This is a genomic window from Actinomadura sp. NPDC023710, from assembly GCF_040639875.1.
GTDB lineage: Bacteria > Actinomycetota > Actinomycetes > Streptosporangiales > Streptosporangiaceae > Spirillospora > Spirillospora citrea.
In genome coordinates this window covers 75,540-102,450 of record NZ_JBFAGB010000010.1, presented here as the reverse complement: position 1 = coordinate 102,450, position 26,911 = coordinate 75,540, and the positions used below count along the sequence as shown (strand labels likewise).

Genomic DNA, 26,911 nt, shown 5'->3' with positions numbered 1-26,911 from the left:
TCGTGGAGAACCCGTACTTACGGGTGCGGGCTCGCCCGCCCGACGTACGGGACGTACGTGAAGTAAGAGTCGGATCTACTCGGAACGGTTCATCGCGGTCGCGACGCCGACCCGGGAGGACACGCCGATCTTGCCGAAGACGCGGGAGAGGTGGGTCTCGACCGTCCGGACGCTGAGGTACAGCCGCTCGGCGATCTGCTGGTTGCTGTTGCCCTCGGCGACCAGCAGCGCGATCTCGTGCTCGCGCGGGGAGAGCCCGAACGGCAGGTCCTTCCTGCCTTTGGCGCCCCTGGCGGGGGTCCCGGGGGAGGGCACCCGGACGCCGAGCCGGCGCTGCTCGCGGACGACCTGCGCCAGCAGCCCCTTCATCCCGCACGACTCGAAGACCTCCGCGGCGGCCCGCAGCCGGTCCCGGGCCCGGGCGCGGTCGCCGGCGGCGGCGTGCGCGAGCCCGGCGGCCAGTTCCGCGCGGCCGGCCTCGGGCCGCCGTCCCGCCTTGGCGAGCAGGTCGGCGGCCTCCGCCGCCAGCGCCGCGGACCCGGCGGGGTCGGCGGGACGGAGCGCGTGCGCGCGGGTCAGCCGGGCCAGGCCGGCGTCGCCGGTCAGCAGCGGGTCGGCGATCGCTTCGGCGATGTCGGCCCAGTTCGCGGCGTCGGCGGAGTCCAGCTGCGCGGCGCGGACCGCCGCCAGCGCCTCCGCGCAGATCACCAGCGTGCTGAAGTCCAGGCCGGAGGTGCCGTCGCCGCAGGCGGCGATCAGCGCGGTGGCGCCCTCCTCCAGCCGGCCCTCGTTGATCACCGCGACGGAGCGGGCGACGTGCGCCATGTGCGTCCACCACTCGCCCGACCCGGTGTCGTTGGCGACGGCCTCGTCCCCGGCCCGCAGCGCCCGCTCGTGGTCGCCCGTCCAGGACGCGATCAGGCACTGCTGGATCAGCCCGTAGGCCAGCACCTCCTGCGAGCGCAGGTCGCGCCCGACGGCGGTGGCCTCGTCGGCGACGGCGGCGGCCTCCTCCAGCCGCCCCAGCTGGGCCAGGACGCGCGACTGCCCGGCCAGCATGTAGCCGAGCACGAACGTCTGCCCGGTCGTGCGGGTGATCGACACCAGCCGCTCGGCGTGCCGCAGCGCCTCGTCGTACATGCCGAGGAACGACTCGGCGAACACCAGCCAGGCGAAGCAGTCCAGGCAGTCGGCGAAGTCGTTGTCGGACGCCGTGGAGAACAGCCGGTCGGCGGTCTGGGCGTGGGCGATCGCCTCCGCGACCTCGCCGCGCCCGTAGGCGACCATCGGGCGCATCGCCGCGACCGCCGCCGTCAGGCCGAGGCCCCACCCGGGGGCGCTGTCCGGGATGGTCTCCAGGATGGCGTGCGAGCCGCGGGTGTCGATCCGCTGGATCCGGTCGGCGACGAGCCGGATCCGCAGCAGCACCGCCTCGGGGGTCTGCCGGTCGGTGCTGCGGCGCAGCTCGTCCAGGACCAGCGCGCGGGCCTCGTGGATCCGGCCGAGCTGCCGCTCCATGATCGCGCACATGTGCACGGTGCGGGCGCGGCGGACGGTGTCGTCCGGGGGCAGCAGCCCCAGCAGCGTGCGGGCGGTCTCGCGGCCCTCCTCGGCGTGGCCGCTGACGGCCTGCACCTGGGCCAGCTCGACCAGCAGCTCCACCCGGCCGGGATAGGCGTCGCCGGCGGCGCCGGGCATCAGGTCCAGCGCGGCCTGCAACCAGTACGCGGCGGTGGCGGGCGCCTGCTGCGCGACGGCACGGGCGGCCTCCACCAGCGTCCGGATCGCCTCGGCGTCGCCGAAACGCGCCGACCGCACCACGTGGTGGGCGCGCACGGCCGCCGGGGCGCCCAGCTCGGCGAGCCGCTCCGACACCCGCGAGTGCGCGGCGATCCGCCAGCCCGCCGCCGTCGAGGCGTAGGCGACGTGCCGCACCAGGGGATGCCGGAACCGGAACCGGCCGCCCGGCGCGGGACGCACCACGTCGTGGCCGGTCAGCACGTCCAGGGCGGTGAGCGCGGCGTTCTGCTCCATCTCCGCCGCGACCGACGCGAGCGCGGGCTCGAACACGTCCGCGGCCACCGCCGCCGCCTGCGCCAGCAGCAGCGCCTGCGGCGGCAGCGCGCTCAGTTCGACCTGCAGCGCCGCCCGCACCGCCGCCGGCACCTCGGTCAGGTTCGCGACGCCCTTCTCCCAGTGCCGGTCCAGGCCGGTACCGGCCGCGGGCGCGGTCCCGCCCGCCATCCTGGCCAGCGCCTCCAGGTAGAACGGGTTGCCGCCGCTGGCCTTGAACAGCGCCTCGCACCGCGCGCGTCCGACGTCCGGGCCGAGGAACTCGCGGACCTCGCTCTGGGTGAGCGGATCGACCGTCACCCGCGCGCCCTGCGGGCCCGCCGCGTCCACCAGCGCCGCCAGCCGCGGCGACGCCTGCGCGGGACGGTAGGCGACCGCCAGCAGCACCCGGGCCCGCGGCGGATGCCGGACCAGATGGTCCAGCAGCTCGATCGTCGCGTCGTCGGCCCAGTGCAGGTCGTCCAGGATCAGCACCAGCCCGGACGGCTCGGCCAGCGCCTCCAGCAGGTGCCGGACGGTGCGGTGCAGCTGGTAGCGCGCCACCCGCGACTCGGGCGAGGCGGCGGGCGGGTCGCCGGACAGGTCGGCGAGCGCGGGGAACACGGTGCCGAGCAGGCGCAGCGCCGCCGGCGGCAGTTCGAGGGCGTGCTCTTCGAGGCGGTCGTCGAGCGCGTCGACCACGGCGCCGAACGGCATCTCCTGCTCGAACTCCGCCGCGCGCCCCGCGACGAACGGCAGCTTGCGGGAGATCGCGCCGTCGGCGAGCTCGTTCAGCAGCCGCGTCTTGCCGGCACCGGGCTCGCCGACCAGCGCGACGAGGCCGTAGCCGCCCTCGACCGCGTCGAGAGCGCGGTCGATCCGCTGCAGCGCGTCCCGGCGCCCCACCAGCGGCGCGTTGCCGGGACTCCCGGCGGCGTGGGCCGCACGACCCTCCATGTCCACACCCCAACAGCGACAGGCGGCCGATACGCCGTGACCATGCTTCTTGTTGTGGTACCTCTGAACGAGCGGGATTTACCTTATCGGGTGGAACGTCAATAAGGCGGAACAACACACCCTGCCTGCGCCTAGCCCACCCGCGACGGCGTCCTCTGGACCGTATGTACATAGCTATGAACGGCCCTGGCGGGTCCCATGTCAACCTTGGGAGGGTAAACCGTCCCGCGACCGTGACATCCCGCCGCCGGGTCAGCCGTCCAGGCCGATCCGCCGTGCGGCCTCGCTCCAGCGAGCCTCGTCGCCCGACGGGGTGTAGCGGCGGAGGTCCTGCGTGGCGGCGACCAGGGCGCGGGACTCGGCCAGGTCCGCGACGGCGCCGTGCGCGCGGGCCTGCGCCAGGACGTTGCCGAGGGCGGTCGCCTCGACGGGCCCGGCCACCACCGGCAGCCCGCTGGCGTCGGCGGTCAGCCGGCACAGCAGGTCGTTGCGGCTGCCGCCGCCCACCAGGTGGACGACGTCGATCTCCCGTCCCGACAGGCGCGCCGCCTGGCGGAGCGTGGCACGGTGCGCGAGGGCGAGGCTGTCGAGGATGCAGCGCACGGTCTCGGCGCGGGTGGACGGCTCGGGCAGCCCCCGGCGGCGGCAGTGCGCGGCGATGCGGGCCGGCATGTCGCCGGGCGGCAGGAACTCGGGGTCGTCGGGGTCGATGAGGCAGCGCAGGCCGGGCACTTCCGCGGCCGCGGCGAGCAGGGCCGGCAGGTCCGCCTCGCCCCAGGTCCGCAGGGACTCCTGGAGAAGCCACAGGCCCATCACGTTGCGCAGGTAGCGGACGGTCCCGTCGACGCCGCCCTCGTTGGTGAAGTTGGCCTTGCGGCTCTCCTCGGTCAGCACGGGGGCGTCGAGTTCCACGCCGACCAGCGACCACGTACCGCAGGAGATGTAGGCGAAGCGGTCCGTGGCGGCGGGAACGGCGGCGACGGCGGAGGCCGTGTCGTGCGAGCCGACGGCCGTGACGCGCAGGGCGCCGTGGCCGGTCTCGGCCCCCACGTCCGCGCGGAGCGTCCCGATGTCCGCGCCGGGGTCGTGCAGCGGCGGGAAGATCCGCGCGGGAAGGCCCAGCCGGGCGACGAGGTCCGCCGACCAGGTGCCGCCGCGGACGTCCAGCAGCCCGGTGGTGGAGGCGTTGGTGCGCTCGGCGCCGATCTCCCCGGTGAGCCAGTAGGCCAGCAGGTCGGGGATCAGCAGGAGCGTCGCGGCCCGGGAGAGGTCGTCGGCCGCGAGCTGGTAGATCGTGTTGAACGGGAGGAACTGCAGGCCCGAGGACTGGTAGAGGACGTCCTCGCCCAGCTCGGCGCGGACCCGGTCCATCACGCCGTCGGTGCGGGCGTCGCGGTAGTGGACGGGGTTGCCGAGCAGGGCGCCGCCTGCGTCCAGCAGCCCGTAGTCGACCGCCCAGGAGTCGATGCCGACCGAGGACAGGCCGCGCGGGGTGGAGCGCAGCCCGTCCAGGACGTTGCCGTAGAGGCCGAGGATGTCCCAGTGCAGGGTGCCGTTGACCCGGACGGGACGGTTGGGGAAGCGGCGGATCTCCTCCAGGGCGAGGGTGCCCGGCCCGACGCGCCCGGCCATCACCCGCCCGCTGGACGCCCCGAGATCGACGGCCGCGAACATCGCTCCGCTCATGCTGTGTCCTTGTGGGGGGGCGACCCCCCACGCCCCCCGGTTCGCTCCGCTCATGTGAGGATCAGCACCTCCAGAGTCCTGGGCCCGTGCACGCCCTCCACACGCGACAGCTCGATGTCGCTGGTCGCGGACGGGCCCGACACGAACGTCAGCGGGCGCCGCGGATCGAGTCGTTCGAGCGCCTCCGGCACATCGGCGGCGACCTGGCCGGCGTGGACGACGATCAGGTGGTAGTCGGGCACGAGCGACAGGGCGCGCGGCCCCTGGGCGGCGCCGTGGTCCAGCACGATCGTGCCCGTCTCCGCGACCGCGGCCGCGCAGGCGGTGACCGCCCCGGCGAGACCGTCGAGGGAGGCGACCGACGGGTCGCGCACGAGCGCCGCGCCGGTCGCGGACGTCCACTCCTCTGGGAGGCCGGAGGGGATGCCGTAGGTGCCGGGACGGGCCGCGAGCCGTTCGGCGACGGTCGAGGCGACCTCGGACGCGGCGGCGCGCAGGACGGTCGCGCGGTAGTCGGCGACCCGTTCCGCGAACAGGTCGAGGATCGCGTCCTCGTGGTGGCGGCGCAGGTAGCCGCGGTCGATCCGGTCGTAGGAGGCCGCGACCTCGGCGGCGGGGCGGGCGGGCGCGGCCCGCTCGATCCGGCGCAGGATCTCCTCGCGCGCGTTCACCGTTCCCCCTCCTCGTGCCCGCCGCCGGTCCGGGCCCACCAGGCGCGGAACGACTCGGGCGGCGGCGCGGGCGCGTCCCGCGTCTCGGTCCAGGCGCCCAGCGGCCCGGGCAGCCGCCGGATCCGGCCGCCGCGCGCCACGACGCGGCGGCTCGCGGACGCGGCGCGCTGCGCGAGCGCGAGCCGGGTGGGGGAGCGCAGCGTCCACCCGGCCGCCGTCATCGCCACCCGCTCCAGCGGATGGCGGGGCCCCTTCTCCACGGCGCGGGCCCGCAGGTGCACGAGCACCTCCGGGATGTCGATGGCGACCGGGCACGCCTCGAAGCAGGCCCCGCACAGCGTCGACGCGTACGGCAGCGACGCGTCCACCTCCGACCCGATGCCCCTGATCTGCGGGGACAGGATCGCGCCGATCGGGCCGGGGTAGGGCGAGCCGTAGGCGTGGCCGCCCGCGCGCTGGTAGACCGGGCACACGTTCAGGCACGCCGAGCAGCGGATGCAGCGCAGCGCCTGCCGGCCCACCTCGTCGGCCAGGGTGGCGGTGCGGCCGTTGTCCAGCAGGACGAGGTGGAAGTCGCGCGGGCCGTCGCCGGGGGACACGCCCGTCCAGGCCGAGGTGTAGGGGTTCATCCGCTCGGCGGTGGACGAGCGGGGCAGCAGCTGAAGGAACACCTCCAGGTCCCGCCAGCTCGGCACGATCTTCTCCACGCCCATCACCGAGATGAGCGTCTCGGGGAGCGTCAGGCACATCCGGCCGTTGCCCTCCGACTCCAGCACGACGAGCGTGCCGGTGTCGGCCACGGCGAAGTTCACGCCCGACACCCCGACCTTCGCCGACAGGAACTTGGCGCGCAGGTGCCGCCGGGCCGCCTCGGCCAGCTCGGCGGGCGCGTCGGTCAGCCCCTCCGGCGCGTCCTCCATCGCGCGCAGGAAGATGTCGCGGATGTCGGAGCGGTTGCGGTGGATGGCCGGGACGAGGATGTGCGACGGCCGGTCGTCCCCGAGCTGGACGATCAGCTCCGCCAGGTCGGTCTCGTAGGCGGTGATCCCCTCCTCGGCGAGGAACTCGTTGAGGCCGATCTCCTGCGTCGCCATCGACTTGACCTTGACGACCTCGGTCTCCCCGGTCGCCTTCACCAGGTCCGCGACGATCCGGTTCGCCTCGGCCGCGTCGCGGGCCCAGTGCACCGTCCCGCCGGCCTCGGTGACCTTCTCCTCCAGCAGCCGCAGGTAGTGGCCGAGGTTCGCCAGGACGTGGTCCTTGATCTGCTTGCCCGCCTCGCGGAGCGCGGGCCAGTCGTCCAGCTCGGCCACCGCGGCGGCGCGGCGCCCCCGGATCGTGGTGGTGGCGTGCGCGAGGTTCCCGCGCAGCCGCGGGTCCGCCACCGCGCGGCGCGCGGCGTCCGGGAACGACGGCATTCCGAGATAGGTCGGCATCGCGGGCGAGGTCATGCGGGCTCCTCCTCCGTCGAGGCGAGGATCTCGGCCAGGTGGACGGTCCGCACCCCGGCGCGGGTGCGGGTGAGGGCGCCGCCGATGTGCATCAGGCAGGAGTTGTCCGCCGCGCACAGCGTCTCGGCCCCGGTCGACCGGACGGCGGTGACCTTGTCCGCGCACATCGCGGCCGACACCTCGGCGTTCTTCAGCGCGAACGTCCCGCCGAACCCGCAGCACTCGGCCGCGTCCGGGAGCTCGACCAGGTCGATGCCGCGGACCTCGCGCAACAACCGCAGCGGGCGGTCGCCGACGTGCAGCATCCGCAGCGAGTGGCACGTCGGGTGGTAGGTGACGCGGTGCGGGTAGTAGGCGCCGACGTCGGTGACGCCGAGGACGTCCACCAGGAACTCCGTCAGCTCGTACACGCGGGAGGCGACCCCGGCGGCGCGCGGCGCGAGCCGGGGGTGCCAGTCGCGGATCATCGCCCCGCAGGACGCGGACGGCGTCACGACCGCGTCGTAGGGCTCGAACGTCTCCGCGAACCCCTTCACCAGGGGCAGTGCCTGCCGCCGGTAGCCGGTGTTGAGGTGCATCTGCCCGCAGCAGGTCTGCGACTCGGGGAACTCGACGTCGTGGCCGAGGCGCCGCAGCAGCCGCACCACCGCCTTGCCCGTCCCCGGAAACAGCGTGTCGTTGACGCAGGTGAGGAACAGCGCAACTCTCACAGTGCGTGCCTCCCGAGGGCGGGGCCGCCCAACGCGGAGCGGCTGGACTCGCGGACGACCAGCTCGGGCTGGAACATCACCTGCTGGTGGGCGTGCCCGCCCGTCTCGTCGCACTCCTCCAGCAGCAGCTCGGTCGCGATCCGGCCGAGCTGGTAGGTGGGCTGCCGCACCGAGCTGAGCGGGACGGCGGCCGCGGCCGAGAACTCGATGTCGTCGTACCCGATCAGCGCGACGTCATCCGGCACCTTGATCCCGGCCTGCAGCAGGACGCGCAGCACGCCGAGCGCGAGCAGGTCGTTCGCGCAGAAGATCGCGTCCGGCAGCGGCGGGCCGGCCTCCAGCAGCCGCCGGGCCGCCTCCTGCCCGGCCCGGGCGTTCATCGCCCCGACGGCGACCTCGCGCATCGCGTCGCGGCCGAGCCCGGCGGCGCGCACCGCCCGCAGCGCGCCCTTGCGCCGGTCGGCGCACTGGCGCAGCACCGTCGGCCCGGTGACCAGCGCCAGCGTCCGGGCCCCCGCATCCAGCAGCTCGGCGGCCGCGAGCTCGCCGCCCGCGACATCGTCAACGGCGACCGAGCACTGGTTGGCGCGCGGCGTCGGGTGGTCGAGCAGCACCACCGGGACGCCCCGCTCGCGCAGCCGGTCGGTGGCCTCGCCGTCGTCGCCGACCGGGGTCAGCAGGACCCCCCGGACGCGCTGCTCGGCGAACACCCGCAGGTTGCGCCGCTCCCGCTCGTCCGACTCGCCCGAGGAGGAAAGGATCACCGAGTAGCCGCGCTCGCTCGCGATGTCCTCCACGCCGCGCGCCACGTCGGTGAAGAACGGGTTGGCGAGGTCGAGGACCATCAGCCCGATCGTGCTGCTGTGGCCGGCGCGCAGCGTGGACGCCGAGCCGTTGCGGACGAAGCCGAGATCGCGGATCGCCTGCTCGACGCGGACGCGGGTGGCCTCGGCGACGCGCTCGGGCCGGTTGAGCACGTTGGACACGGTGCCCGGCGAGACGCCGGCGTGCGCCGCGACCTGCTTGATGCCGACCGTCCGGCCCGGCGGCGCGGAGCGGCCGGTCTCGTCTGCGCCCAATCTGTGTGCCCCCGAGTCGTCCGCTGGTGTGTCGCCGCTCACTTTGGGTCATTCGATTAAAACGTGTCAACCCGGGATCCGGATGAACCGGGCGCGAAACCCGAGCGGCCGGTCCCGGCCGCGATCGACTTCTGAACGTCGCCGACCCTTGTGCGTACGGGCTTTCCGCAGCGTCGGACGGGGACCGCGGCACATTCCCCTCTTGACGGGTGCTCCGGGTCACATCTAGCGTCCTCCGCAACATCCTGTTAAAACGTTTTTTATCTGTTCGTCACAGACGTCCCCCGCGAGGAGGGCCGCGATGGGTGCACCGGGCCGCTCGGCGCCGCCGACATTGGCACTGGTCAACGTGAGTAAGTCGTTCGGCGCGGTCCGCGCGCTGCAGGGGGTCACCCTGGAGCTCCACGCGGGCGAGGTGCACGCCCTTGCGGGCGAGAACGGCGCCGGCAAGTCCACAGTCGTAAAAACGTTCGCAGGCGTGCACCGCCCCGACGCGGGCGAGGTGCGGGTGGACGGCGAGCCGGTGGCCTTCCACGGCCCCGCCGACGCGCAGGCCGCCGGCGTCGCGGTCATCTACCAGGAGCCCACGCTGTTCCCCGACCTGTCGGTCGCCGAGAACATCTTCATGGGCCGGCAGCCGCGCGGGGCGCTCGGCCGCATCGACCGCCGCGCCATGCACGCCGAGACGGCGCGGCTGTTCGAGCGGCTCGGCGTCGCGCTGGACCCGCAGCAGCCCGCCCGCGGGCTGTCGATCGCCGACCAGCAGGTCGTCGAGATCGCCAAGGCCATCTCCCGGGACGCGCGGGTGCTGATCATGGACGAGCCGACCGCGGCCCTCACCGGCCAGGAGGTCGCGCGCCTGTTCGCCGTCACCCGCAACCTCCAGGAGCACGGCTGCGCGGTGCTGTTCATCTCGCACCGGCTCGAGGAGATCTTCGAGCTGTGCCGGCGGGTGACGACGCTGCGCGACGGCGCCTACGTCGGCACCGACATGGTCGCCGGCATCACCCCCGACGACCTCGTCCGCCGGATGGTCGGCCGCGATCTCGACGCGCTCTACCCCAAGCAGGACGTGACGCCCGGCGAGGTCGCGCTGAAGGTGAGCCGGCTGACCCGCGAGGGCGCCTTCACCGACGTCTCCTTCGAGGTCCGCCGCGGCGAGATCGTCGCGCTGGCCGGGCTGGTCGGCGCCGGCCGCAGCGAGGTCGCCCGCGCCGTCTTCGGCGTGGACCGCTGGGACGCCGGGGCCGTCGAGGTCGGCGGGCGCGCGCTTCCGGCGGGCAGCCCCACGGCCGCGATGTCGGCCGGGCTGGCCCTCGTCCCCGAGGACCGCCGCCAGCAGGGCCTGGTCATGGACATGTCGATCGAGCGGAACATGGGCCTCACCCAGCTGCGGACGCTGCGCCGCGAGACCGGGCGCGGGGGCCTGATCTCCCGGAAGGTGGAGCGGGACCGCGCCGCCGACTGGGGCCTGCGCCTCCAGTTGAAGTACGCCCGGCTCAGCGACGCCGTCGGCGTCCTGTCGGGCGGCAACCAGCAGAAGGTCGTGCTCGCCAAGTGGCTGGCCACCGAGCCGGCCGTGCTGATCGTGGACGAGCCGACCCGCGGCATCGACGTCGGCACCAAGGCCGAGGTGCACCGGCTCCTGTCGGAGCTGGCCGCGCAGGACCTGGCGGTACTGATGATCTCCTCCGACCTGCCGGAGGTGCTCGGCATGGCCGACCGCGTGCTCGTCATGCACGAGGGCCGGCTCACCGCCGAGATCGCCCGCGCGGACGCGACCGAGGAGAGCGTGATGGCCGCCGCGACCGGCCGCCCCGGAACCGGAAAGGCGGCCTGAGCCGATGACCGTCCTCACCCAGTCCCCGGCCAGGCCGGAGTCGGGCGGACCGCCGGGCGGCGGGCGCCGCCTCGTCGACATGGTGCTGCGCGCCCGCGAGCTGAGCATCCTCGGCGCGCTCGTCGTCCTCGTCGTGGGCACCACCATCGCCAACCCGCGGTTCATGTCCGGCCAGGGCATGAAGGACATCTTCCTCAACGCCTCGATCCTGGTGCTGCTCGCCGTCGGGCAGAGCATGGTCGTCGTCACCCGCAACATCGATCTGTCGGTCGGGTCCGTCGTCGGGCTCGTCGCGTTCAGCGCCGGGAGGTTCGCCTCCGGCGGGGACCGCAACGTCGTGCTGGTCGTGCTGGTGGGCGTCGGGATCGGCCTGGTCTGCGGGCTCGTGAACGGGCTGCTCGTCAGCTTCTGCCGCGTGCCGGCCCTCGTCGTCACCCTCGGCACGCTGTACGTGATCCAGGGGCTGGACTACCGCATCGCGCACGGCGACCAGATCGGCGCCGCGGACCTGCCGTCCTCGCTGCTGAGCCTCGGCAACGACGGGATCCTCGGCGTCCCCTACCTGCCGATCATCACCGTGGTGGTGATGCTGGCGGTCGGCTACTACCTGCGCTCCTACTCCTCCGGGCGCGAGTACTACGCGATCGGGTCCAGCCCGGAGGCCGCGATGCTCGCCGGCGTGCCGATCCGCCGCCGCGTCCTCACCGCCTACCTGGTCAGCGGCGCCCTCGCCGGGCTCGCCGGGGTGCTGTGGCTCGCCCGGTTCGGCACCGTCGTCGCCGACGCCGCGAACGGCTGGGAGCTGAAGGTCGTCAGCGCCGTCGTCGTCGGCGGCGTCGCCATCACCGGCGGCGTCGGCACCGTGTACGGGGCGGCGCTCGGCGCGCTGCTGCTCACCACCATCGGCAGCGTGCTGGTGGTGCTCAAGGTCAACTCGTTCTGGCAGGACGCGATCACCGGCGTCCTGCTGCTGCTGGCCATCAGCGTCGACCGGCTGCTGGCGCTGCGGGTCACCCGGGCGCTGAAACAGCGGTCCCTGGCGTCGGCCGCGCACCGCGCCGCCGCGCCGGAGAGCAAGGAGGGACGGTCATGAGCCGCCTGATGCGGTGGGAGACCGCCGTCACCGCGCTGCTGGTCGTGGTCTTCGCGAGCGGCGCCGGGTTCTCGCCGGACTTCGCGAACAACGACAACCTGTCGTTCGCGCTGGACGACCTCAGCGAGATCGCGCTGATCGCGCTGCCGATGACGCTGCTGGTCGTGTGCGGGCAGGTGGACCTGTCGGTCGCCTCGGTCCTCGGGCTGTGCAGCGCCCTCACCGGCAAGCTGTGGGACGGCGGCATGGCCATCGAGGCGATCATCCCGCTGGTGCTGGTCGTCGGCGTCGTGTGCGGGCTCGTGAACGGCCTGCTGGTGACCAGGCTCGGGCTGCCGTCCCTCGCCGTGACGATCGGCACGATGACCCTCTACCGGGGCCTGGCGTACGTGACGCTCGGCACCGGGGCGATCTCGGAGTTCCCCACCGCCTACACCGACCTCGCGACCTCCTCCATCCCCGGCACCCCGATCCCGTACCCGGTCGCGCTGTTCGCCGTGCTCGCCGCCGTCACCGGCGTCGTCCTGCACGCCACCGGCGTCGGGCGGTCGCTGTTCGCGATCGGCGCGCAGGAGGACGCCGCCTACTTCGCCGGCATCCGGGTCAAGCGCCTGAAGCTGATCCTGTTCGCGGTGTCCGGCCTCGTCGCCGGGTTCGCCGGCATCGTCTTCACGCTCCGCTACGGCAGCGCCCGCGCCGACAACGGTCTCGGCCTGGAGCTCACCGTCATCGCGGCGGTGCTGCTCGGCGGCGTCGACTTCGACGGCGGCAAGGGCACCCTCGGCGGCGTCATCGCGGCCGTGCTGCTCATCGGCCTGCTCCGCAATCTGCTGATGCTCAACGACGTCTCCACCGAGGTCCAGTCGATCGTCACGGGCCTGCTGCTCATCATCAGCGTCCTCACGCCGCGGCTGATCGCCGTGGCGCGCGAGGCCCGAGGCCGGCGGCGGGGCGCGAGACCCGCGGTCCCCGCCGCCGCATCCTGACCACACCGCACGACCACCATCACACCGCACGACCACCCACCCCCGCCCCCCGCCGTATGTCCACCCACCCCGGAGCACGACCCGGAACTGTGAAAGGCACCCTGATGACCATTCGTTTGCGCGCCCCGCGCCGGCTGGCGGCCGCCGCCACGGCGGGCGCTCTGGCCCTCAGCCTGGCCGCCTGCGGCGGGACCACCAAGGACTCCGCGTCCGGCTCGGGGGACGCCAAGTCCGGGGGGAACGCCTCCGCGGACCCGAACGCGCCGCTGAAGAAGGGCCTGAAGCTGGCGTTCCTGCCCAAGCAGGTCAACAACCCCTACGAGACGATCGTCGACAACGCCGGCATCGCGGCGACCAAGGAGTTCGGCGGCGAGGCCAAGGAGGTCGGCCCCTCCGACGCCTCGGCGTCCTCGCAGGTCTCCTACATCAACACGCTGATCCAGCAGCGGCACGACGCGATCCTCATCGCCGCCAACGACGAGAACGCGGTGTGCGGGCCGCTCAAGCAGGCGCGGTCCAAGAACATCAAGATCGTCGCCTACGACTCCGACACCAACCCCGCCTGCCGCGACGTGTTCATCAACCAGGCGAGCTCGGAGGAGATCGGCCGCAGCGAGGTCAAGCTGCTCGCCGAGCAGATCGGCTCCGAGGGCGAGATCGCGATCCTGTCGGCGACCGCGAACGCCACGAACCAGAACACCTGGATCAAGTTCATGCAGGACGAGCTGAAGAAGCCCGAGTACTCCAAGATGAAGCTCGTCAAGGTGGCCTACGGCGACGACGACGACCAGAAGTCGTTCCAGCAGACCCAGGGCCTGCTGCAGGCGTACCCGAACCTGAAGGGCATCATCTCGCCCACCACGGTCGGCATCGCCGCCGCGGCGCGCTACATCTCCGGCTCCAAGTACAAGGGCAAGGTCGCGCTGACCGGCCTCGGCACCCCCGACCAGATGCGCAAGTTCGTCAAGGACGGCACGGTCAAGGGATTCGAGCTCTGGGACCCGAAGAACCTCGGCTACCTCGCCGCGTACGCGGCGGCGGCGCTGTCGTCCGGGCAGATCACCGGCGCGCAGGGCGAGAAGTTCAAGGCCGGCAAGCTCGGCGAGCGCTCGATCGGCGCCAACGGCGAGGTGATCCTCGGCCCGCCGACGGTGTTCGACGCCAAGAACATCGACCAGTACCACTTCTGATTCTGAGCGAAGCGAACCGGGGGGTGGGGGTCGCCCCCCCGCAAGGAGACGATCCCTCCATGTCCGGAAGCACGAAGCGCGTCTGCTTCCTGCTGAAGGTCAGGCAGGACCGCCTGGAGGAGTACAAGCTGCGCCACCAGGCGGTCTGGCCCGACATGCTCAGCGCTCTGCGCGACACCGGCTGGCACAACTACTCGCTGTTCCTGCGCGAGGACGGCCTTCTCGTCGGCTACCTGGAGACCGACGACTTCGAGGCCGCCCAGGAGGCGATGGCCCGTACCGAGGTGAACGCGCGGTGGCAGACGGAGATGGCGCCGTTTTTCGAGGACCTCGACGGCCGCCCCGACGAGGGGATGCGGACGCTCCCCGAGGTCTTCCACCTGGACTGACCAGGTGACGGAGAGAAGAGAGGCAAGCGTGAACGACACCAGCGCGGTGAAGGACGCCCTGCGCCGCCAGCAGATCGAGACTCCCTCGTGGGCGTACGGGAACTCGGGGACCCGGTTCAAGGTCTTCGCCCAGCGGGGCGTGCCGCGCACCCCGCGGGAGAAGATCGACGACGCCGCGCAGGTGCACCGGTTCACCGGCGTCGCGCCCAGCGTGGCGATCCACATCCCCTGGGACCGGGTGGACGACTACGCCGCGCTGGCCGCCCACGCGAAGGAGCGGGGCGTGCGGATCGGGGCGGTGAACACCAACGTCTTCCAGGACGACGACTACATGCTCGGCAGCGTCACCAACCCCGACCCCGCCGTCCGCCGCAAGGCCCTCGACCACCTGCTCGAAGCGGTCGACATCATGGACGCCACCGGGTCCCGCGACCTGAAGCTGTGGTTCTCCGACGGCACGAACTACCCGGGGCAGGACGACATCCGCGACCGGCAGGACCGGATGGCCGAGGCCCTCGCCGCCGTCTACGAGCGGCTCGGCGACGACCAGCGGTTCCTGCTGGAGTACAAGCTGTTCGAGCCGGCGTTCTACATGACCGACCTGCCGGACTGGGGCGCCTCCTACGCGCACTGCCTGAAGCTCGGCCCGAAGGCGCAGGTCGTGGTGGACACCGGCCACCACGCGCCCGGCACCAACATCGAGTTCATCGTGGCGTTCCTGCTGCGCGAGGGGAAGCTCGGCGGGTTCGACTTCAACTCCCGCTTCTACGCCGACGACGACCTGATGGTGGGCGCCGCCGACCCGTTCCAGCTGTTCCGGATCATGTACGAGGTGGTGCGCGGCGGCGGCTACGACGCCGAGACGGGCGTGGCGTTCATGCTCGACCAGTGCCACAACATCGAGCCGAAGATCCAGGGCCAGATCCGCTCGGTGATGAACGTCCAGGAGGCCACCGCCAAGGCGCTGCTGGTGGACGCCGCCGCGCTGCGGTCGGCGCAGCGGTCCGGTGACGTCCTGGAGGCGAACGCCGTGTTCATGGACGCCTACAACACCGACGTCCGGCCCCTGCTCGCCGAGTTGCGCGAGGAGATGGGCCTGCACCCGGACCCGGTCGCCGCCTACAAGGCGTCGGGCTACTACGAGCGGATCGCCGAGGAGCGCAAGGACGGCCAGGCTGCCGGCTGGGGAGCATGAGCGTCCTTCCACGCCGCACCTGAGGCCACGCACGCACACATGAGGAGATATCCGATGACCGCCACTCCACCCGAGGTGGAGCATCTGCTGGAACGCGCCAACACTCTCGGCTCGGACCCGCGCAACACCAACTACGCGGGCGGCAACGCGTCCGCGAAGGGCACGGTCACCGACCCCGTGACGGCCCGCGACGTCGAGCTGATGTGGGTGAAGGGCTCGGGCGGCGACCTCGGCACCCTCACCGAGAAGGGCCTGGCCGTCCTGCGGCTGGACCGGATGCGCGCCCTCGTGGACGTCTACCCGGGCGTCGAGCGCGAGGACGAGATGGTCGCGGCGTTCGACTACTGCCTGCACGGCAAGGGCGGCGCCGCGCCGTCCATCGACACCGCCATGCACGGCCTCGTGGAGGCCGCGCACGTCGACCACCTGCACCCCGACTCCGGCATCGCGATCGCGACGGCCGCCGACGGCGAGGAGCTGACGCGGCGGATCTTCGGGGACCGGGTGGCGTGGGTGCCGTGGCGGCGTCCCGGCTTCCAGCTCGGCCTGGACATCGCCGAGATCAAGCGCGCCAACCCCGGCGCCGTCGGGGTGGTCCTCGGCGGGCACGGCATCACCGCGTGGGGCGAGACGAGCGAGGAGTGCAAGGCCAACTCCCTCGACATCATCCGCACCGCCGAGGCCTACATCGCCGAGCACGGCAGGGCCGACCCGTTCGGCGAGGTCGTCCACCCGGCGCTGCCCGAGGACGAGCGGCACGCGCGCGCCGCCGCGCTGCTCCCGCTCATCCGGGGCCTGGCGTCCACGGACCGGCCGCAGGTCGGGCACTACACCGACGGCGAGGCCGTCCTGGACTTCGTGTCCCGCGCCGAGCACCCCCGGCTCGCCGCGCTCGGCACGTCCTGCCCGGACCACTTCCTGCGCACCAAGGTCGCGCCGATGGTGCTGGACCTGCCGCCGGACGCACCCCTCGACGACGCCAAGGCGCGCCTGAGGGAACTTCACGCCGCCTACCGCGAGGAGTACGCCGCCTACTACGACCGGCACGCCGGCCCGGACTCGCCGCCGATGCGCGGTGCGGACCCGGCGATCGTGCTGGTGCCGGGCGTCGGGATGTTCTCCTTCGGGGCGAACAAGCAGACCGCCCGGGTGGCCGGCGAGTTCTACGTCAACGCGATCAACGTGATGCGCGGCGCGGAGGCGCTGTCGTCGTACGCGCCGATCGACGAGGCGGAGAAGTTCCGCATCGAGTACTGGGAGCTGGAGGAGGCCAAGCTGCGCCGGATGCCGGCGCCGAAGCCCCTGGCGTCCCGCGTCGCGCTCGTCACCGGCGGCGGTTCCGGCATCGGCGCCGCCACCGCCCGCCGCCTCGCCGCCGAGGGCGCCTGCGTCGTCGTCGCCGACCGGGACGTCGCGGCGGCCGAGAAGGTCGCCGCCGAGATCGGCGCCACCGCGGCGCGCGCCTCCGACGTCGCCGTCGCCGCCGGTGCGGACGTGACCTCGGAGGACGAGATCGCCGCGGCCGTCCGGGAGGCGGTCCTGGCGTTCGGCGGCGTGGACCTCGTCGTCAACAACGCCGGCCTGTCCATCTCCAAGCCGCTGCTGGAGACGACCGCCGCCGACTGGGACCTCCAGCACGACGTCATGGCGCGCGGCTCGTTCCTGGTCTCCCGCGAGACCGCCCGCGTCATGGTCGAGCAGGGGATGGGCGGCGACATCGTCTACATCTCGTCCAAGAACGGCGTGTTCGCCGGGCCGAACAACATCGCCTACGGCGCGACCAAGGCCGACCAGGCGCACCAGGTGCGGCTGCTGGCCGCCGAGCTCGGCGAGCACGGCATCCGCGTCAACGGGGTCAACCCGGACGGGGTCGTGCGGGGCTCCGGGATCTTCGCCGGCGGCTGGGGCGCCAAGCGCGCCGCCGTGTACGGCGTCGAGGAGGAGAGGCTCGGCGAGTTCTACGCGCAGCGGACGCTGCTCAAGCGCGAGGTGCTGCCCGAGCACGTCGCCGCCGCCGTCTTCGCCCTCACCGGCGGGGACCTGACCCACACCACCGGACTGCACGTCCCCGTGGACGCCGGCGTCGCCGCCGCGTTCCTGCGCTGAGGAGGACCCGCCCCGTTCGAAGAAGGCCGGCCGGCGGCCCGGACCGCGCGGCCGCGGCGCTCACCCCGCCGCGTCCGTGCCGTCCCCACCCGGGCCGCCGGCCGTCCCTGCTGGGCCCGCTCGACCAAGTGAACCCGAAGGGATAACGATGCCGCCGGCTGAGAAGTTCGCGCGCCCCTACGTGTCCGTCGTCACCTCCCCGGCCCTGGGCCCCGCAGCGGGCGGATCCGGCGTCGGCGGGCATGTCCCCATGGACGGGGCGTCCGCCGGGCGCCACACCCTCACAGCCCGTTAGGAGAGGACAAGCAATGGCAGACACCACAGCACCGCCGGTGAAGGTCGGCCTCGTCGCCGGCGGGCTCGGCGCCTACTGGCCGCAGTTCCCCGACCTGCTGCCGCAGCTCAAGCGGTCCGCCGAACGCGTCTCGGAGCGGATGCGCGGGCTCGGCGCCGAGGTTGTCGACGTCGGGTTCATCTCCGACGCGCAGGAGGGCGCGGCCGCGGCCGAGCGGCTGCGGGCCGCGGGGTGCGACATCATCGTCGGCTTCCTCACCACCTACATGACCGCGACGATGCTGGTCCCGGTGGCGCAGCGGGCCGACGCGCCCGTCCTGCTGATCAACCTGCAGCCGACCGAGTCGATGGACCACGCCACCTTCGACACCGGGCAGTGGCTCGCCTACTGCGGCGCCTGCCCGCTGCCGGAGATGGCGAACGCGTTCGCGCGCTGCGGCGTCCCGTTCCGCTCGGTGTCGGGCTACCTGGAGGACGAGCGCGCCTGGGCGCGGATCGGCCGCTGGGTGCGCGCCGCCGGGGTCCGCGCGGCGCTGCGGCGGGGTCGGCACGGGCTGATGGGCCACCTGTACCCGGGCATGCTCGACGTCTCCACCGACCTCACGCTCGTCAGCGCCAACTTCGGCGGGCACGTCGAGGTGCTGGAGTTCGACGACCTGCGGGTCCGGGTCGAGAAGGTCACCGATGCCGAGACGGCCGCCAAGAAGGCCGAGGCGGAGAAGATCTTCGAGCTGGACGCGTCCGTCAACGACGACGACCTGACCTGGGCGGCCCGTGTCTCGGTCGGCCTCGACCGCCTCGTCGAGGACTTCGGGCTCGACAGCCTGGCCTACTACCACCGCGGCCTGGACGGCGAGGTGCACGAGCGGCTCGGCGCCGGGATGATCCTCGGCGCGTCGCTGCTCACCGCGCGCGGGATCCCGGCGGCCGGGGAGTACGAGCTGCGCACCTCCCTGGCGATGCTGGTCGCCGACCGGCTCGGCGCGGGCGGCTCCTTCACCGAGTTGCAGGCGCTGGACTTCCACCGCGGCCACGTCGAGATGGGCCACGACGGGCCCGCGCACCTGGCGATCAGCGCCCGCCGCCCGCTGCTGCGCGGCCTCGGCGTCTACCACGGCAAGCGCGGCTACGGCGTGTCCGTCGAGTTCGACGTCAAGCACGGCCCGGTCACCGCGATCGGGATCATCCAGCGCCGCGACGGCCGGTTCGCGCTCGCCGCGTCCGAGGGCGAGACCGTGGACGGGCCGCTGCTGCGGATCGGCAACACCACCTCCCGCGTCGACTTCGGCTGCGACCCCGGCGAATGGACCGACGCGTGGTCGGCCACCGGCATCTCCCACCACTGGGCCCTCGGCACGGGCCACCGCGTCGCCGACCTGAAGGCCCTCGCCGACCTCCTGGAGATCGAACTGGTCCACGTGAACCCCTGACGGAACCCCTCACGACGCGACGCCGCCACCCCCCACCCCCCCGCGCAGTTCCGAAGGATGTCCCGTCATGCCCAAAATCCCCCTACTACGCGGTGCCGCGTGCGGTGCCGCCCTCTGCCTCTCGCTCACCGCCGTCACCGCCCTGCCCGCCCGCGCGGACGCCTCCGGGCTGCGCGCCACCGGACTGCGGACGGACGCGCTCGACGACCCCATCGGCATCGACGACACGACGCCCACCCTGAGCTGGCGCCTTTCGGCCCCCGGCCGCGGCTCCGCCCAGGCCGCCTACCAGGTGGTCGCGGCGACGTCCCGGGACCGGCTCGGCAGCGCCGACCTGTGGGACTCCGGCAAGGTGTCCTCCGGCGCCGCCGACGCCGTCTACCGGGGCACGGCGCTCACCTCCCGCCGCCAGGTGTGGTGGCGGGTCCGGGTCTGGGACGGCTCGGGGCACGCGTCGGGCTGGAGCGCCCCGGCCCGGTTCGAGACGGGCCTGCTCGCCAAGGACGACTGGTCCGCCAAGTGGATCGGCGACGAGCGCTGGCTGAACCGGGCGCCGACCCCCGCCACCGTCGTGCTGCCCGCCGGGACCAAGGCCCGCCACCTGCGGCTGGACGTGACGAAGCTGGGCCTGCCGGTCAAGGAGGGCGGCTCGCTGCTGTCGCGGCTCCAGCTCGCCGAGATCGAGGCGCTCGACCCGTCCGGGGCGAACGTGGCGAAGGGCGCGAAGGTCACCGCGTCCGAGGTCCGCGAGTACCCCGGCAAGTGGATGCCCGAGTTCGTCGCCGACGGGTCCCTCACCACGCAGAAGGCGCCGTTCGGGTACACCAGCCCCGCCTACGGCTCCCAGGACCCCGGCCACCACGTCTGGCTGCAGCTCGACCTCGGCGCCGTCAAGGACATCGCGACGGTCAAGCTGTACCCGCGCACGGACCTGATGACGAGCGACGGCAGGACGCCGAACTTCCCCGTCGACTACACGCTGCAGACCGCCGACTCGGCGGACGGCCCGTTCGCCACGGCCAAGACCGTCACCGGTCAGGAGCCTCCGCCCGCCTACCAGACGGACCTGCCCCGGCTGCCCCTGCTCGCCCGGCAGTTCTCGCTGAAGGACGAGGTGCGGTCCGCGCGGCTCTACATCACCGCGCTCGGCATCTACGACGCCACCCTCAACGGCCGCCCGGTGAGCGACGCGGTCCTGGAACCGCCGAACACCGACTACCGCAAGCGCGCCGAGTACGCGGCCTACGACGTCACGAAGCTGCTGCGGCGCGGCGGCAACGCGATCGGCGTCCGGCTCGGCAACGGCACCTACAACGTCACCTCCACCAGCGACCGCTACACCAAGTACGTCGGGACGCAGGGCGCGCCGAAACTGCTCGCCCAGCTGGAGGTCACCCTCGCGGACGGGACGACCGCCCGGGTCGCGACCGACTCGTCCTGGCGCACCGACCTGGGCCCGACCACGTTCACGCACTGGTACGGCGGCGAGGACGAGGACGCCCGTCTCGCCCGCAAGGGCTGGGACGAGCCGTCGGCGGACCTGGCGTCCTGGCGCCCGGCGGCCGAGGCGCCCGATCCCGGCATCGCGCTCACCGCGCGCATGTCACCCGCGATCGTGCCCGTCGACCGCCGCAGGACCGTGAAGGTCACGCAGCCGAAGAAGGGCACCTACGTCTTCGATCTCGGAGAGAACGTCGCGGGCTGGCCGCAGATCCGGGTCCGCGGCCCGCGCGGGACGGAGCTGGCGCTCAAGCCGGGGGAACGGCTCGGCGCGGACGGCCTCGTCGAGCAGGGCACGATGATCGCCGGTGGCGCGCAGCGCCCCCCGATCGAGGACCACTACACCCTCTCCGGTGAGGGCACCGAGACCTGGCATCCCCGCTTCGTCTACCACGGCTTCCGCTACCTCCAGGTGACGGGCCTGCCGTCCGCGCCGGACGCGGACACCGCGTCGGCCGTCGTGCTGCGCGCGGGCAACGCCTCCGCCGGATCGTTCGAGAGCTCCGACCTGCTGCTGAACGGCATCCACACGATCATCGACCGGTCGATCCAGGGCAACATGTTCAGCATCCTCACCGACTGCCCCGACCGGGAGAAGCTCGGCTGGCTGGAGGAGACCCAGCTCGTCCAGGGGTCGGTCACCCGCAACTACGACGTCGCGGCCTACTACCCGGCGCTGCTGCGCAACATGGCCGAGGCGCAGACCTCCGACGGGCTCGTCCCCGACATCGCGCCCGAGTACGTCCAGTTCTCCGGCGGCGTCCGCGACGACCCCAACTGGGGCAGCGCCATCATCCTGGCCGCCTGGCAGCACTACCGCACCTACGGCGACATCCGCCCGCTGCGCGACTTCTACCCGAACATGCAGCGCTACCTGGACTACCTGACCTCCAAGGCGAAGGGGAACCTGCTCGACTACGGCCTCGGCGACTGGGCCGCCGTCGACAAGACCACGCCGCGCGGGGTCGCCGCGACCTACGGCTACCAGCGCAGCGCCGCCGCGCTCGCCTCCGTCGCCGGACTGCTCGGCAAGGACGACGACGCCGCCCGCTACCGCAGGCTCGCGGGCGACATCGCGGGCGCCTTCAACGCCGAGTACCTGGACGAGGCCGGTCACACCTACGGCTCGGGCAGCCAGGCAGGGGACGCCTTCGCGCTCGACCTCGGCATCGTCCCGGAGGCGAACCGGCAGGCCGTCCTCGACCACCTCGTCGCCTCCATCAAGGGCAAGGGGTACCACCTCACGGTCGGTGAGATCGCCCTGCCCGCGCTGTTCCGGGTGCTGTCGGCGGCCGGGCGCGACGACGTCATCCTCGGCGTCGCGCAGCAGGTCACCGACCCCAGCTACGGCTACCAGGTCGTGCACGGCGCGACCGCGCTCACCGAGTACTGGGACGGCCCGACCGGCTACGGCTCCCAGAACCACTTCATGCTCGGCGCGATCGACGAGTGGTTCGGCGCCGGGCTCGCCGGGATCGGCCAGGCCGCCGACTCGGTCGCGTTCGGCAAGCTCGTGGTCCGGCCCGCCGTCGTCGGCGACCTGACCCGCGCCTCCTCCGCCTACCGGACGCCGCGCGGCACGGTCTCCAGCGCGTGGCGCCGCTCCGGGCACGACCTGCGGCTCGACGTGACCGTCCCGCCGGGCGCCCCCGCACGCGTGGAGGTGCCGCTGCTCGGCGCGGCCGGCGCCAGGGCCCCGGCGGGCGCCCGATCCCTCGGCGTCCAGGACGGGCGAGCCGTGTACGAGGTCGGATCCGGGTCCTGGACGTTCACCGTCCGCACCCCCGGCTCCGTGCGACAGGACTGGACCCAGCTCGCCGTCGAACCCCCCTTCGGTGCCGACGTCCCCGTCATCGACGGCGAGTCCTCGAAGGCCCGATTCCGCGTCACCAACCTTGAGCGCCGCGCCGTCACCGTCCCGGTGAAGGCCGCCGCGTCGGACGGCTTCACCGCCGCCGCCCCGGGACGGGTCACGATCCCCGCGGGCGGCTCCACCGAGGTCCCGGTCACGATCGGGCGCACCGGCGGCGCGACGGACGGGACCGTCACCCTCACCGTCGACGACGAGAGCGTGCGGGCTCCGGTGCGCGTCACCGGCAACCTGGTGCGCGTCGCCGAGATGTCGGCCTCCAGCACCCACAGCGGCTCGTCGCCGACGTGGACCAACGACGGCGGCACCGACTCGGGCGTCTGGCTGAACGGCGTCGGCGGCTGGAACGACGACACCGCCGGGGACTTCCCCGACACCCTCACCGCCACCTGGGACGAGCCGCGCCGCGTCGGCCGCGTGAAGGTCTTCACGCTCGACGACCCGGCGCACCCGGCGGCCAAGACCGGCATCCGCGACTTCGACCTCCAGGCCCGGGTGGACGGGACGTGGACGACGGTCGCGACCGTCACCGGCAGCACCGCCGGGACGGTCGAGAAGACCTTCGCGCCCGTCCGGGCGTCGGCGCTCCGGCTCCTCGTCCACGACTCCAACGACCACAACTACAGCCGCGTCATCGAGCTGGAGGGCTACGCCTCATGACCCATTCCAAGGCCCGGCTGGTCGCGCTGCCGGCGGCCGCGCTCCTGGCCCTGTCCGGGCTCGCGATCGCCGGGGCGGCCGAGGCCGCTCCGCCGTCGGGGCCGGACGCGCCGGCCCTGACCCGCGGGACCTTCGCCGACCCCCCGGCGTCCGTGCGGCCCAAGTACCGCTGGTGGCAGCCGCTGGCCCACACCGACGACAAGGAACTGGCCGACGAGCTCGAACAGATCAGGAAGGCGGGCGGCGGCGGAGCCGAGGTCGCCCCGTTCAACGTGGAGGGCACCGGCAACAACTCCCCGGAGTTCCTGAAGACCTACGGCTGGGGCACCCCGCTGTGGGCGCAGAAGACCCGGACGATGCTGGCCGCGGCCAAGTCCAAGGGGCTCGGCCTGGACTTCACCATCGGCCCCCGCTGGCCCGCGACCGTTCCCACCGTGAACGACGTCAACGATCCGAGCGCGCAGCAGCAGGTCGTCTTCTCCCACGAGTTCCGCAAGGGCGGCACCAGCAGGTCCGGTGCGCTGCCGGCCAACTTCAACGTCGCGCCGCCCGCCGGCGCGAAGAAGACGCTCATCGCCGCGCTCGTCGCCAAGTGCTCCGACGCCGACTGCGCCACCTCCACCGGCTCGCGGATGCTGGATCGCGCCGGCGTCACCGACGTCACCTCGAAGGTGGACGCGCAGGGCGGCCTCACGGTCGACTTCCCCGGCGACGGCGAGAGCACCTACGCGCTGATCGCCTTCTACCAGACGCCCAGCGGGCAGTCCCTGTCCGGCTACACCGCGACCGGCACCAACTACGCCCTCGACCCGTTCAGCGAGGCCGGCGCGAAGGCGACCACGGACTTCTACGACGAGCACATCCTCACCCCCGACGTGCGGAAGCTGCTCGCCCAGATGGGCGAGAGCGACCTGTTCGAGGACTCGCTCGAACTGGGCACCACCCAGAAGTGGACGTCCGAGCTGGTCGACCAGTGGACGAAGCGGCGCGGCTACTCCCCGGTCGAGGTGCTCCCCGCCCTGGCGGGCGCCGGCGACCAGGGCATCACCGACAAGCCGTTCTTCGACTTCGGCGGCGGCGTCGGCGCCCGGGTCCGCACCGACTACCGGCAGACCCTCAGCGACCTCTACATCCGCAACCGGCTCGACGTGCTGCGCGAGTGGGCCCACAAGCACCACATCACCACCCGCATCCAGCCCTACGGCATCCCGGTGGACGTCGCGGAGGCCGCCTCGCACGTCGACGTGCCCGAGGGCGAGTCCCTGGCGTTCGGGCAGTCGGTCGGGGCCTACAGCAACGTGCAGGACTACCGGGTCGTCGCCACGGGCGCGCACGTGTCCGGGCAGCCGGTGGTGTCCGACGAGTGCTGCGCCTTCTCCGGCTCGGTGTGGGGCTCGACGGCCGGCGCCGGATCGGACGCCTCGAACCTCCAGGCGGTCTACCGGGGCCTCGCCGGCGGCGTGAACCAGGTCGTCTGGCACGGCTTCCCCTACCTGAGCAGGGGACCCGCGGGCGCCGGGCCGCAGTCGGCCTGGCCCGGCATGACCTACGGCGGCAACACCTCCTACTCGGAGGCGTTCGGTGACAAGGGCGGCCCGAACTGGGCCGACTACCGCGCGGTCAACGACAACCTGGCCCGGATGCAGCTCGTGCTGCGGCAGGGCAAGCCCCGGTTCGACCTGGCCGTGTACTGGCAGGACTTCGGCATGAACGGCACCGGCACCACCGGGAGCGGGTCGAACAAGCTGATCCAGAGCTCCTCGGCGCTGGCGTCGGCCGGATACACCTACGAGTACCTCAGCCCGGCGCTGCTCCGCCGCAAGGACGCCGCCTACTCCCGCGGCGCCCTGTTCGGCGACCGCTCCGCCTACCACGCGGTGCTGCTGAACGACCAGAAGACGATGCCGGTGGACGCCGCGGAGAAGCTGGTGCGGCTGGCGCGGCAGGGGCTGCCCGTCGTCATCGTCGGGGACATGCCGAGCACCGTGCCCGGTGGCGGCGACGCCGTGCGGCAGGACGCGCGGCTGAAGTCGGCCATGACCGAACTGCTCCGGCAGCGCGGCGTGGTGCGGGTCGCGAGCGAGGCGGACGCGCCGGACGCGCTGCGGCGCCTGCGCGTCACGCCGGCCGCCACTCCGCACGACGGATCGGGCGCGATCCTCGACGTGCGCCGCCAGGCGGGCTCCACCGACTACTACTACCTGTACAACCAGACGAACACCGCGACCGCGCAGAAGATCACCCTGACCGGCGACGGCGTCCCCTACCGGCTGGACACCTGGACCGGCAAGATCACCCCGATCACCGACTACACGTCCGGCCACGGCACCGTCACCGTCCCGGTCCGGCTGGCCGGGAACGACGCCACGGTCATCGCGGTCACGCCGCGGCACGACGCCACCTTCACCGGCAGCCCGCACAGCCCCCGCCCGGCGGGCGGACAGCGTGCGGCGGCCGTCCCGCAGCCGGTGAAGCTCGACGAGTGGTCGCTGGCGGTGGACTCCTGGGGCCCCGGCCCCTCCGGCAAGCCCGGTGACACCGCGCACAGGGCGCTCGGGCCGGTCACGGTGAAGGCCGGGGCGGGCGGCGCGCTGCCCGCCTGGTCGGCGATCACCAAGGCCAACGGCCATCCCGTGGACCTCGCGGACGTCTCGGGCGTGGGCACCTACACCGCGCACGTCACCCTGGACGACGGCTGGAAGGGCATCGACGGCGCCGCACTCGATCTCGGAACACCGGTGGACACCGTCCGCGTGAACGTCAACGGGCACGACCTTCCGCCGCTGAACCAGGCGGACCTGCGGCACGTCGAGGTGGGCCGGTACCTGCGGCCCGGGGCCAACACGATCACCGTGCGGGTCGCCTCCACGCTGCTCAACGCGGTCCGCGCCGCGCCCGGCACCGGGGCCTCGTCGCGGGCGCCGATGGACTACGGGCTGTTCGGCCCCGCCACCCTCACCCCGTCCGGCGGCGACCGGCCGGTGCTGACCGTCGAGGCGCTCGAACCGGAGCTGCCGCTGGCGGACGGCGGCTACAACCGCGCGACCGTGCTGGTCACCAACGCCTCCGGGCGCGCGGCGAACGTGACGGTCGCCGCGTCCGCCGCCGAGGGGATCAGCGCCGAGCCGGAGCGGGGCCGCGTCACGGTTCCCGCCGGCGGCTCGGTGACGGTGCCCGTCGGGCTGCGCGACAAGGGGGTCGCGTCCGGCGCGAGCACCCTGAAGGTGACCGCGCGCAGCGACGCCGGGCCGTCCGCCGCCACGGCGGTGACCCTGCGGCACTCCGGTGACCTCGCCCTCAACCCGGGCGGCACGCCGTTCCCGCGGGTGGTCGCCGACGCCGGCCAGGACCGGTACCCCGCCAAGCTCGCCGTGGACGGGTCGCCGAGCACGTTCTGGGTGTCGTGGGGCCGCGCCGCAGGCCAGGGACCGACCCTCGCCGACCCGGTGCGCTACGGGGTCGACTTCGGCGCGCCGGTCGAGTTCGGCTCGGTCGTCGTGGGCGGGCGCTCCAACTACGGGCCGCGCGACTACGGCGTCCAGGTCTCCTCCGACGGCCGGACGTGGCGCACCGTGGCCACCGCCGCGGACACGCCCAAGGAGGGCGGGACGACGACCTTCGCCAAGGTCAGCGCCCGCTATGTGCGCCTGGACATCACCAGGAGCTGGGACGGCGTCGGCGCGAACGTCCAGATGAGCGGGTTCTCGGTACGGCCGTAGGTCGGAAGGGCCGGGGCGGACGACGCCCAAGGC

The 26,911-nt window shown here is 73.2% G+C and carries 16 protein-coding genes; 10 read left to right on the top strand and 6 right to left on the bottom strand.

The window, feature by feature from the left end:
- Window positions 1–75: 75 nt before the first annotated feature.
- The 6 genes from AB0H37_RS13895 to AB0H37_RS13870 form a co-directional block, all read right to left on the bottom strand.
- The gene (locus AB0H37_RS13895; RefSeq protein WP_329088787.1) at window positions 76–3,009 is read right to left on the bottom strand and encodes an AAA family ATPase; all 2,934 of its coding nucleotides are present in this window, start codon (window positions 3,007–3,009) and stop codon (window positions 76–78) included.
- 252 nt (window positions 3,010–3,261) lie between these two features.
- Entirely contained in the window at window positions 3,262–4,695 is a 1,434-nt protein-coding gene (locus AB0H37_RS13890; protein ID WP_360612801.1) for a rhamnulokinase family protein, read from the bottom strand.
- A 50-nt stretch (window positions 4,696–4,745) separates the two neighbouring features.
- Window positions 4,746–5,366 (bottom strand): LUD domain-containing protein, encoded by a 621-nt coding sequence (locus AB0H37_RS13885; protein WP_329088791.1) that lies wholly within the window; start codon window positions 5,364–5,366, stop codon window positions 4,746–4,748.
- The gene (locus AB0H37_RS13880; RefSeq protein WP_329088793.1) at window positions 5,363–6,817 is read right to left on the bottom strand and encodes a LutB/LldF family L-lactate oxidation iron-sulfur protein; all 1,455 of its coding nucleotides are present in this window, start codon (window positions 6,815–6,817) and stop codon (window positions 5,363–5,365) included. Before AB0H37_RS13880 ends, AB0H37_RS13885 begins: the two co-directional genes overlap by 4 nt.
- Window positions 6,814–7,527 carry a (Fe-S)-binding protein gene (locus AB0H37_RS13875; RefSeq protein WP_329088795.1) on the bottom strand — a complete coding sequence of 238 codons (714 nt, stop codon included), beginning with the start codon at window positions 7,525–7,527 and terminating at the stop codon, window positions 6,814–6,816. Before AB0H37_RS13875 ends, AB0H37_RS13880 begins: the two co-directional genes overlap by 4 nt.
- The gene (locus AB0H37_RS13870; RefSeq protein WP_329088796.1) at window positions 7,524–8,606 is read right to left on the bottom strand and encodes a substrate-binding domain-containing protein; all 1,083 of its coding nucleotides are present in this window, start codon (window positions 8,604–8,606) and stop codon (window positions 7,524–7,526) included. Before AB0H37_RS13870 ends, AB0H37_RS13875 begins: the two co-directional genes overlap by 4 nt.
- A 301-nt stretch (window positions 8,607–8,907) precedes the next feature.
- Here AB0H37_RS13870 and AB0H37_RS13865 point away from each other — a divergent pair, with 301 nt between their 5' ends.
- From AB0H37_RS13865 to AB0H37_RS13820, 10 genes are all read left to right on the top strand, one after another.
- On the top strand, window positions 8,908–10,446 hold the full coding sequence (locus AB0H37_RS13865; protein WP_329088799.1) for a sugar ABC transporter ATP-binding protein: 1,539 nt from the start codon (window positions 8,908–8,910) through the stop codon (window positions 10,444–10,446).
- A gap of 4 nt (window positions 10,447–10,450) precedes the next feature.
- The gene (locus AB0H37_RS13860; protein WP_179835930.1) at window positions 10,451–11,539 is read left to right on the top strand and encodes an ABC transporter permease; all 1,089 of its coding nucleotides are present in this window, start codon (window positions 10,451–10,453) and stop codon (window positions 11,537–11,539) included.
- A complete protein-coding gene (locus AB0H37_RS13855) occupies window positions 11,536–12,525 on the top strand; it encodes an ABC transporter permease (RefSeq protein WP_360612797.1) in 990 nt (329 codons plus the stop codon). The genes AB0H37_RS13860 and AB0H37_RS13855 overlap by 4 nt, the downstream gene beginning before the upstream one ends.
- A 104-nt stretch (window positions 12,526–12,629) precedes the next feature.
- Window positions 12,630–13,715 (top strand): rhamnose ABC transporter substrate-binding protein, encoded by a 1,086-nt coding sequence (rhaS, locus tag AB0H37_RS13850; protein WP_179835928.1) that lies wholly within the window; start codon window positions 12,630–12,632, stop codon window positions 13,713–13,715.
- A gap of 59 nt (window positions 13,716–13,774) precedes the next feature.
- The gene (locus AB0H37_RS13845) at window positions 13,775–14,104 is read left to right on the top strand and encodes an L-rhamnose mutarotase (protein ID WP_179835927.1); all 330 of its coding nucleotides are present in this window, start codon (window positions 13,775–13,777) and stop codon (window positions 14,102–14,104) included.
- Window positions 14,105–14,132: 28 nt separating this feature from the next.
- Window positions 14,133–15,299 (top strand): L-rhamnose isomerase, encoded by a 1,167-nt coding sequence (rhaI, locus tag AB0H37_RS13840; protein WP_329088806.1) that lies wholly within the window; start codon window positions 14,133–14,135, stop codon window positions 15,297–15,299.
- A 54-nt stretch (window positions 15,300–15,353) separates the two neighbouring features.
- Complete coding sequence (locus AB0H37_RS13835) at window positions 15,354–17,405, top strand: bifunctional aldolase/short-chain dehydrogenase (protein ID WP_360612795.1); 2,052 nt, start codon at window positions 15,354–15,356, stop codon at window positions 17,403–17,405.
- 308 nt (window positions 17,406–17,713) lie between these two features.
- Window positions 17,714–19,129, top strand: a complete 1,416-nt coding sequence (locus AB0H37_RS13830; RefSeq protein WP_329088812.1) for an L-fucose/L-arabinose isomerase family protein — start codon at window positions 17,714–17,716, stop codon at window positions 19,127–19,129.
- Window positions 19,130–19,196: 67 nt separating this feature from the next.
- A complete protein-coding gene (locus AB0H37_RS13825) occupies window positions 19,197–23,159 on the top strand; it encodes a family 78 glycoside hydrolase catalytic domain (RefSeq protein WP_360612792.1) in 3,963 nt (1,320 codons plus the stop codon).
- Window positions 23,156–26,878 carry a glycosyl hydrolase gene (locus AB0H37_RS13820; protein ID WP_360612790.1) on the top strand — a complete coding sequence of 1,241 codons (3,723 nt, stop codon included), beginning with the start codon at window positions 23,156–23,158 and terminating at the stop codon, window positions 26,876–26,878. The genes AB0H37_RS13825 and AB0H37_RS13820 overlap by 4 nt, the downstream gene beginning before the upstream one ends.
- Window positions 26,879–26,911 lie beyond the last annotated feature (33 nt).

Excerpts from the sequence above, each read along its gene's own strand:
- AB0H37_RS13895 (WP_329088787.1), bottom strand. The coding sequence starts at position 3,009 with ATGGAGGGTCGTGCGGCCCACGCCGCCGGGAGTCCCGGCAACGCGCCG.
- AB0H37_RS13890 (WP_360612801.1), bottom strand. The coding sequence starts at position 4,695 with ATGAGCGGAGCGATGTTCGCGGCCGTCGATCTCGGGGCGTCCAGCGGG.
- AB0H37_RS13880 (WP_329088793.1), bottom strand. The coding sequence starts at position 6,817 with ATGACCTCGCCCGCGATGCCGACCTATCTCGGAATGCCGTCGTTCCCG.
- AB0H37_RS13865 (WP_329088799.1), top strand. The coding sequence starts at position 8,908 with ATGGGTGCACCGGGCCGCTCGGCGCCGCCGACATTGGCACTGGTCAAC.
- AB0H37_RS13860 (WP_179835930.1), top strand. The coding sequence starts at position 10,451 with ATGACCGTCCTCACCCAGTCCCCGGCCAGGCCGGAGTCGGGCGGACCG.
- AB0H37_RS13855 (WP_360612797.1), top strand. The coding sequence starts at position 11,536 with ATGAGCCGCCTGATGCGGTGGGAGACCGCCGTCACCGCGCTGCTGGTC.
- rhaS (WP_179835928.1), top strand. The coding sequence starts at position 12,630 with ATGACCATTCGTTTGCGCGCCCCGCGCCGGCTGGCGGCCGCCGCCACG.
- AB0H37_RS13845 (WP_179835927.1), top strand. The coding sequence starts at position 13,775 with ATGTCCGGAAGCACGAAGCGCGTCTGCTTCCTGCTGAAGGTCAGGCAG.
- AB0H37_RS13835 (WP_360612795.1), top strand. The coding sequence starts at position 15,354 with ATGACCGCCACTCCACCCGAGGTGGAGCATCTGCTGGAACGCGCCAAC.
- AB0H37_RS13830 (WP_329088812.1), top strand. The coding sequence starts at position 17,714 with ATGGCAGACACCACAGCACCGCCGGTGAAGGTCGGCCTCGTCGCCGGC.
- AB0H37_RS13825 (WP_360612792.1), top strand. The coding sequence starts at position 19,197 with ATGCCCAAAATCCCCCTACTACGCGGTGCCGCGTGCGGTGCCGCCCTC.
- AB0H37_RS13820 (WP_360612790.1), top strand. The coding sequence starts at position 23,156 with ATGACCCATTCCAAGGCCCGGCTGGTCGCGCTGCCGGCGGCCGCGCTC.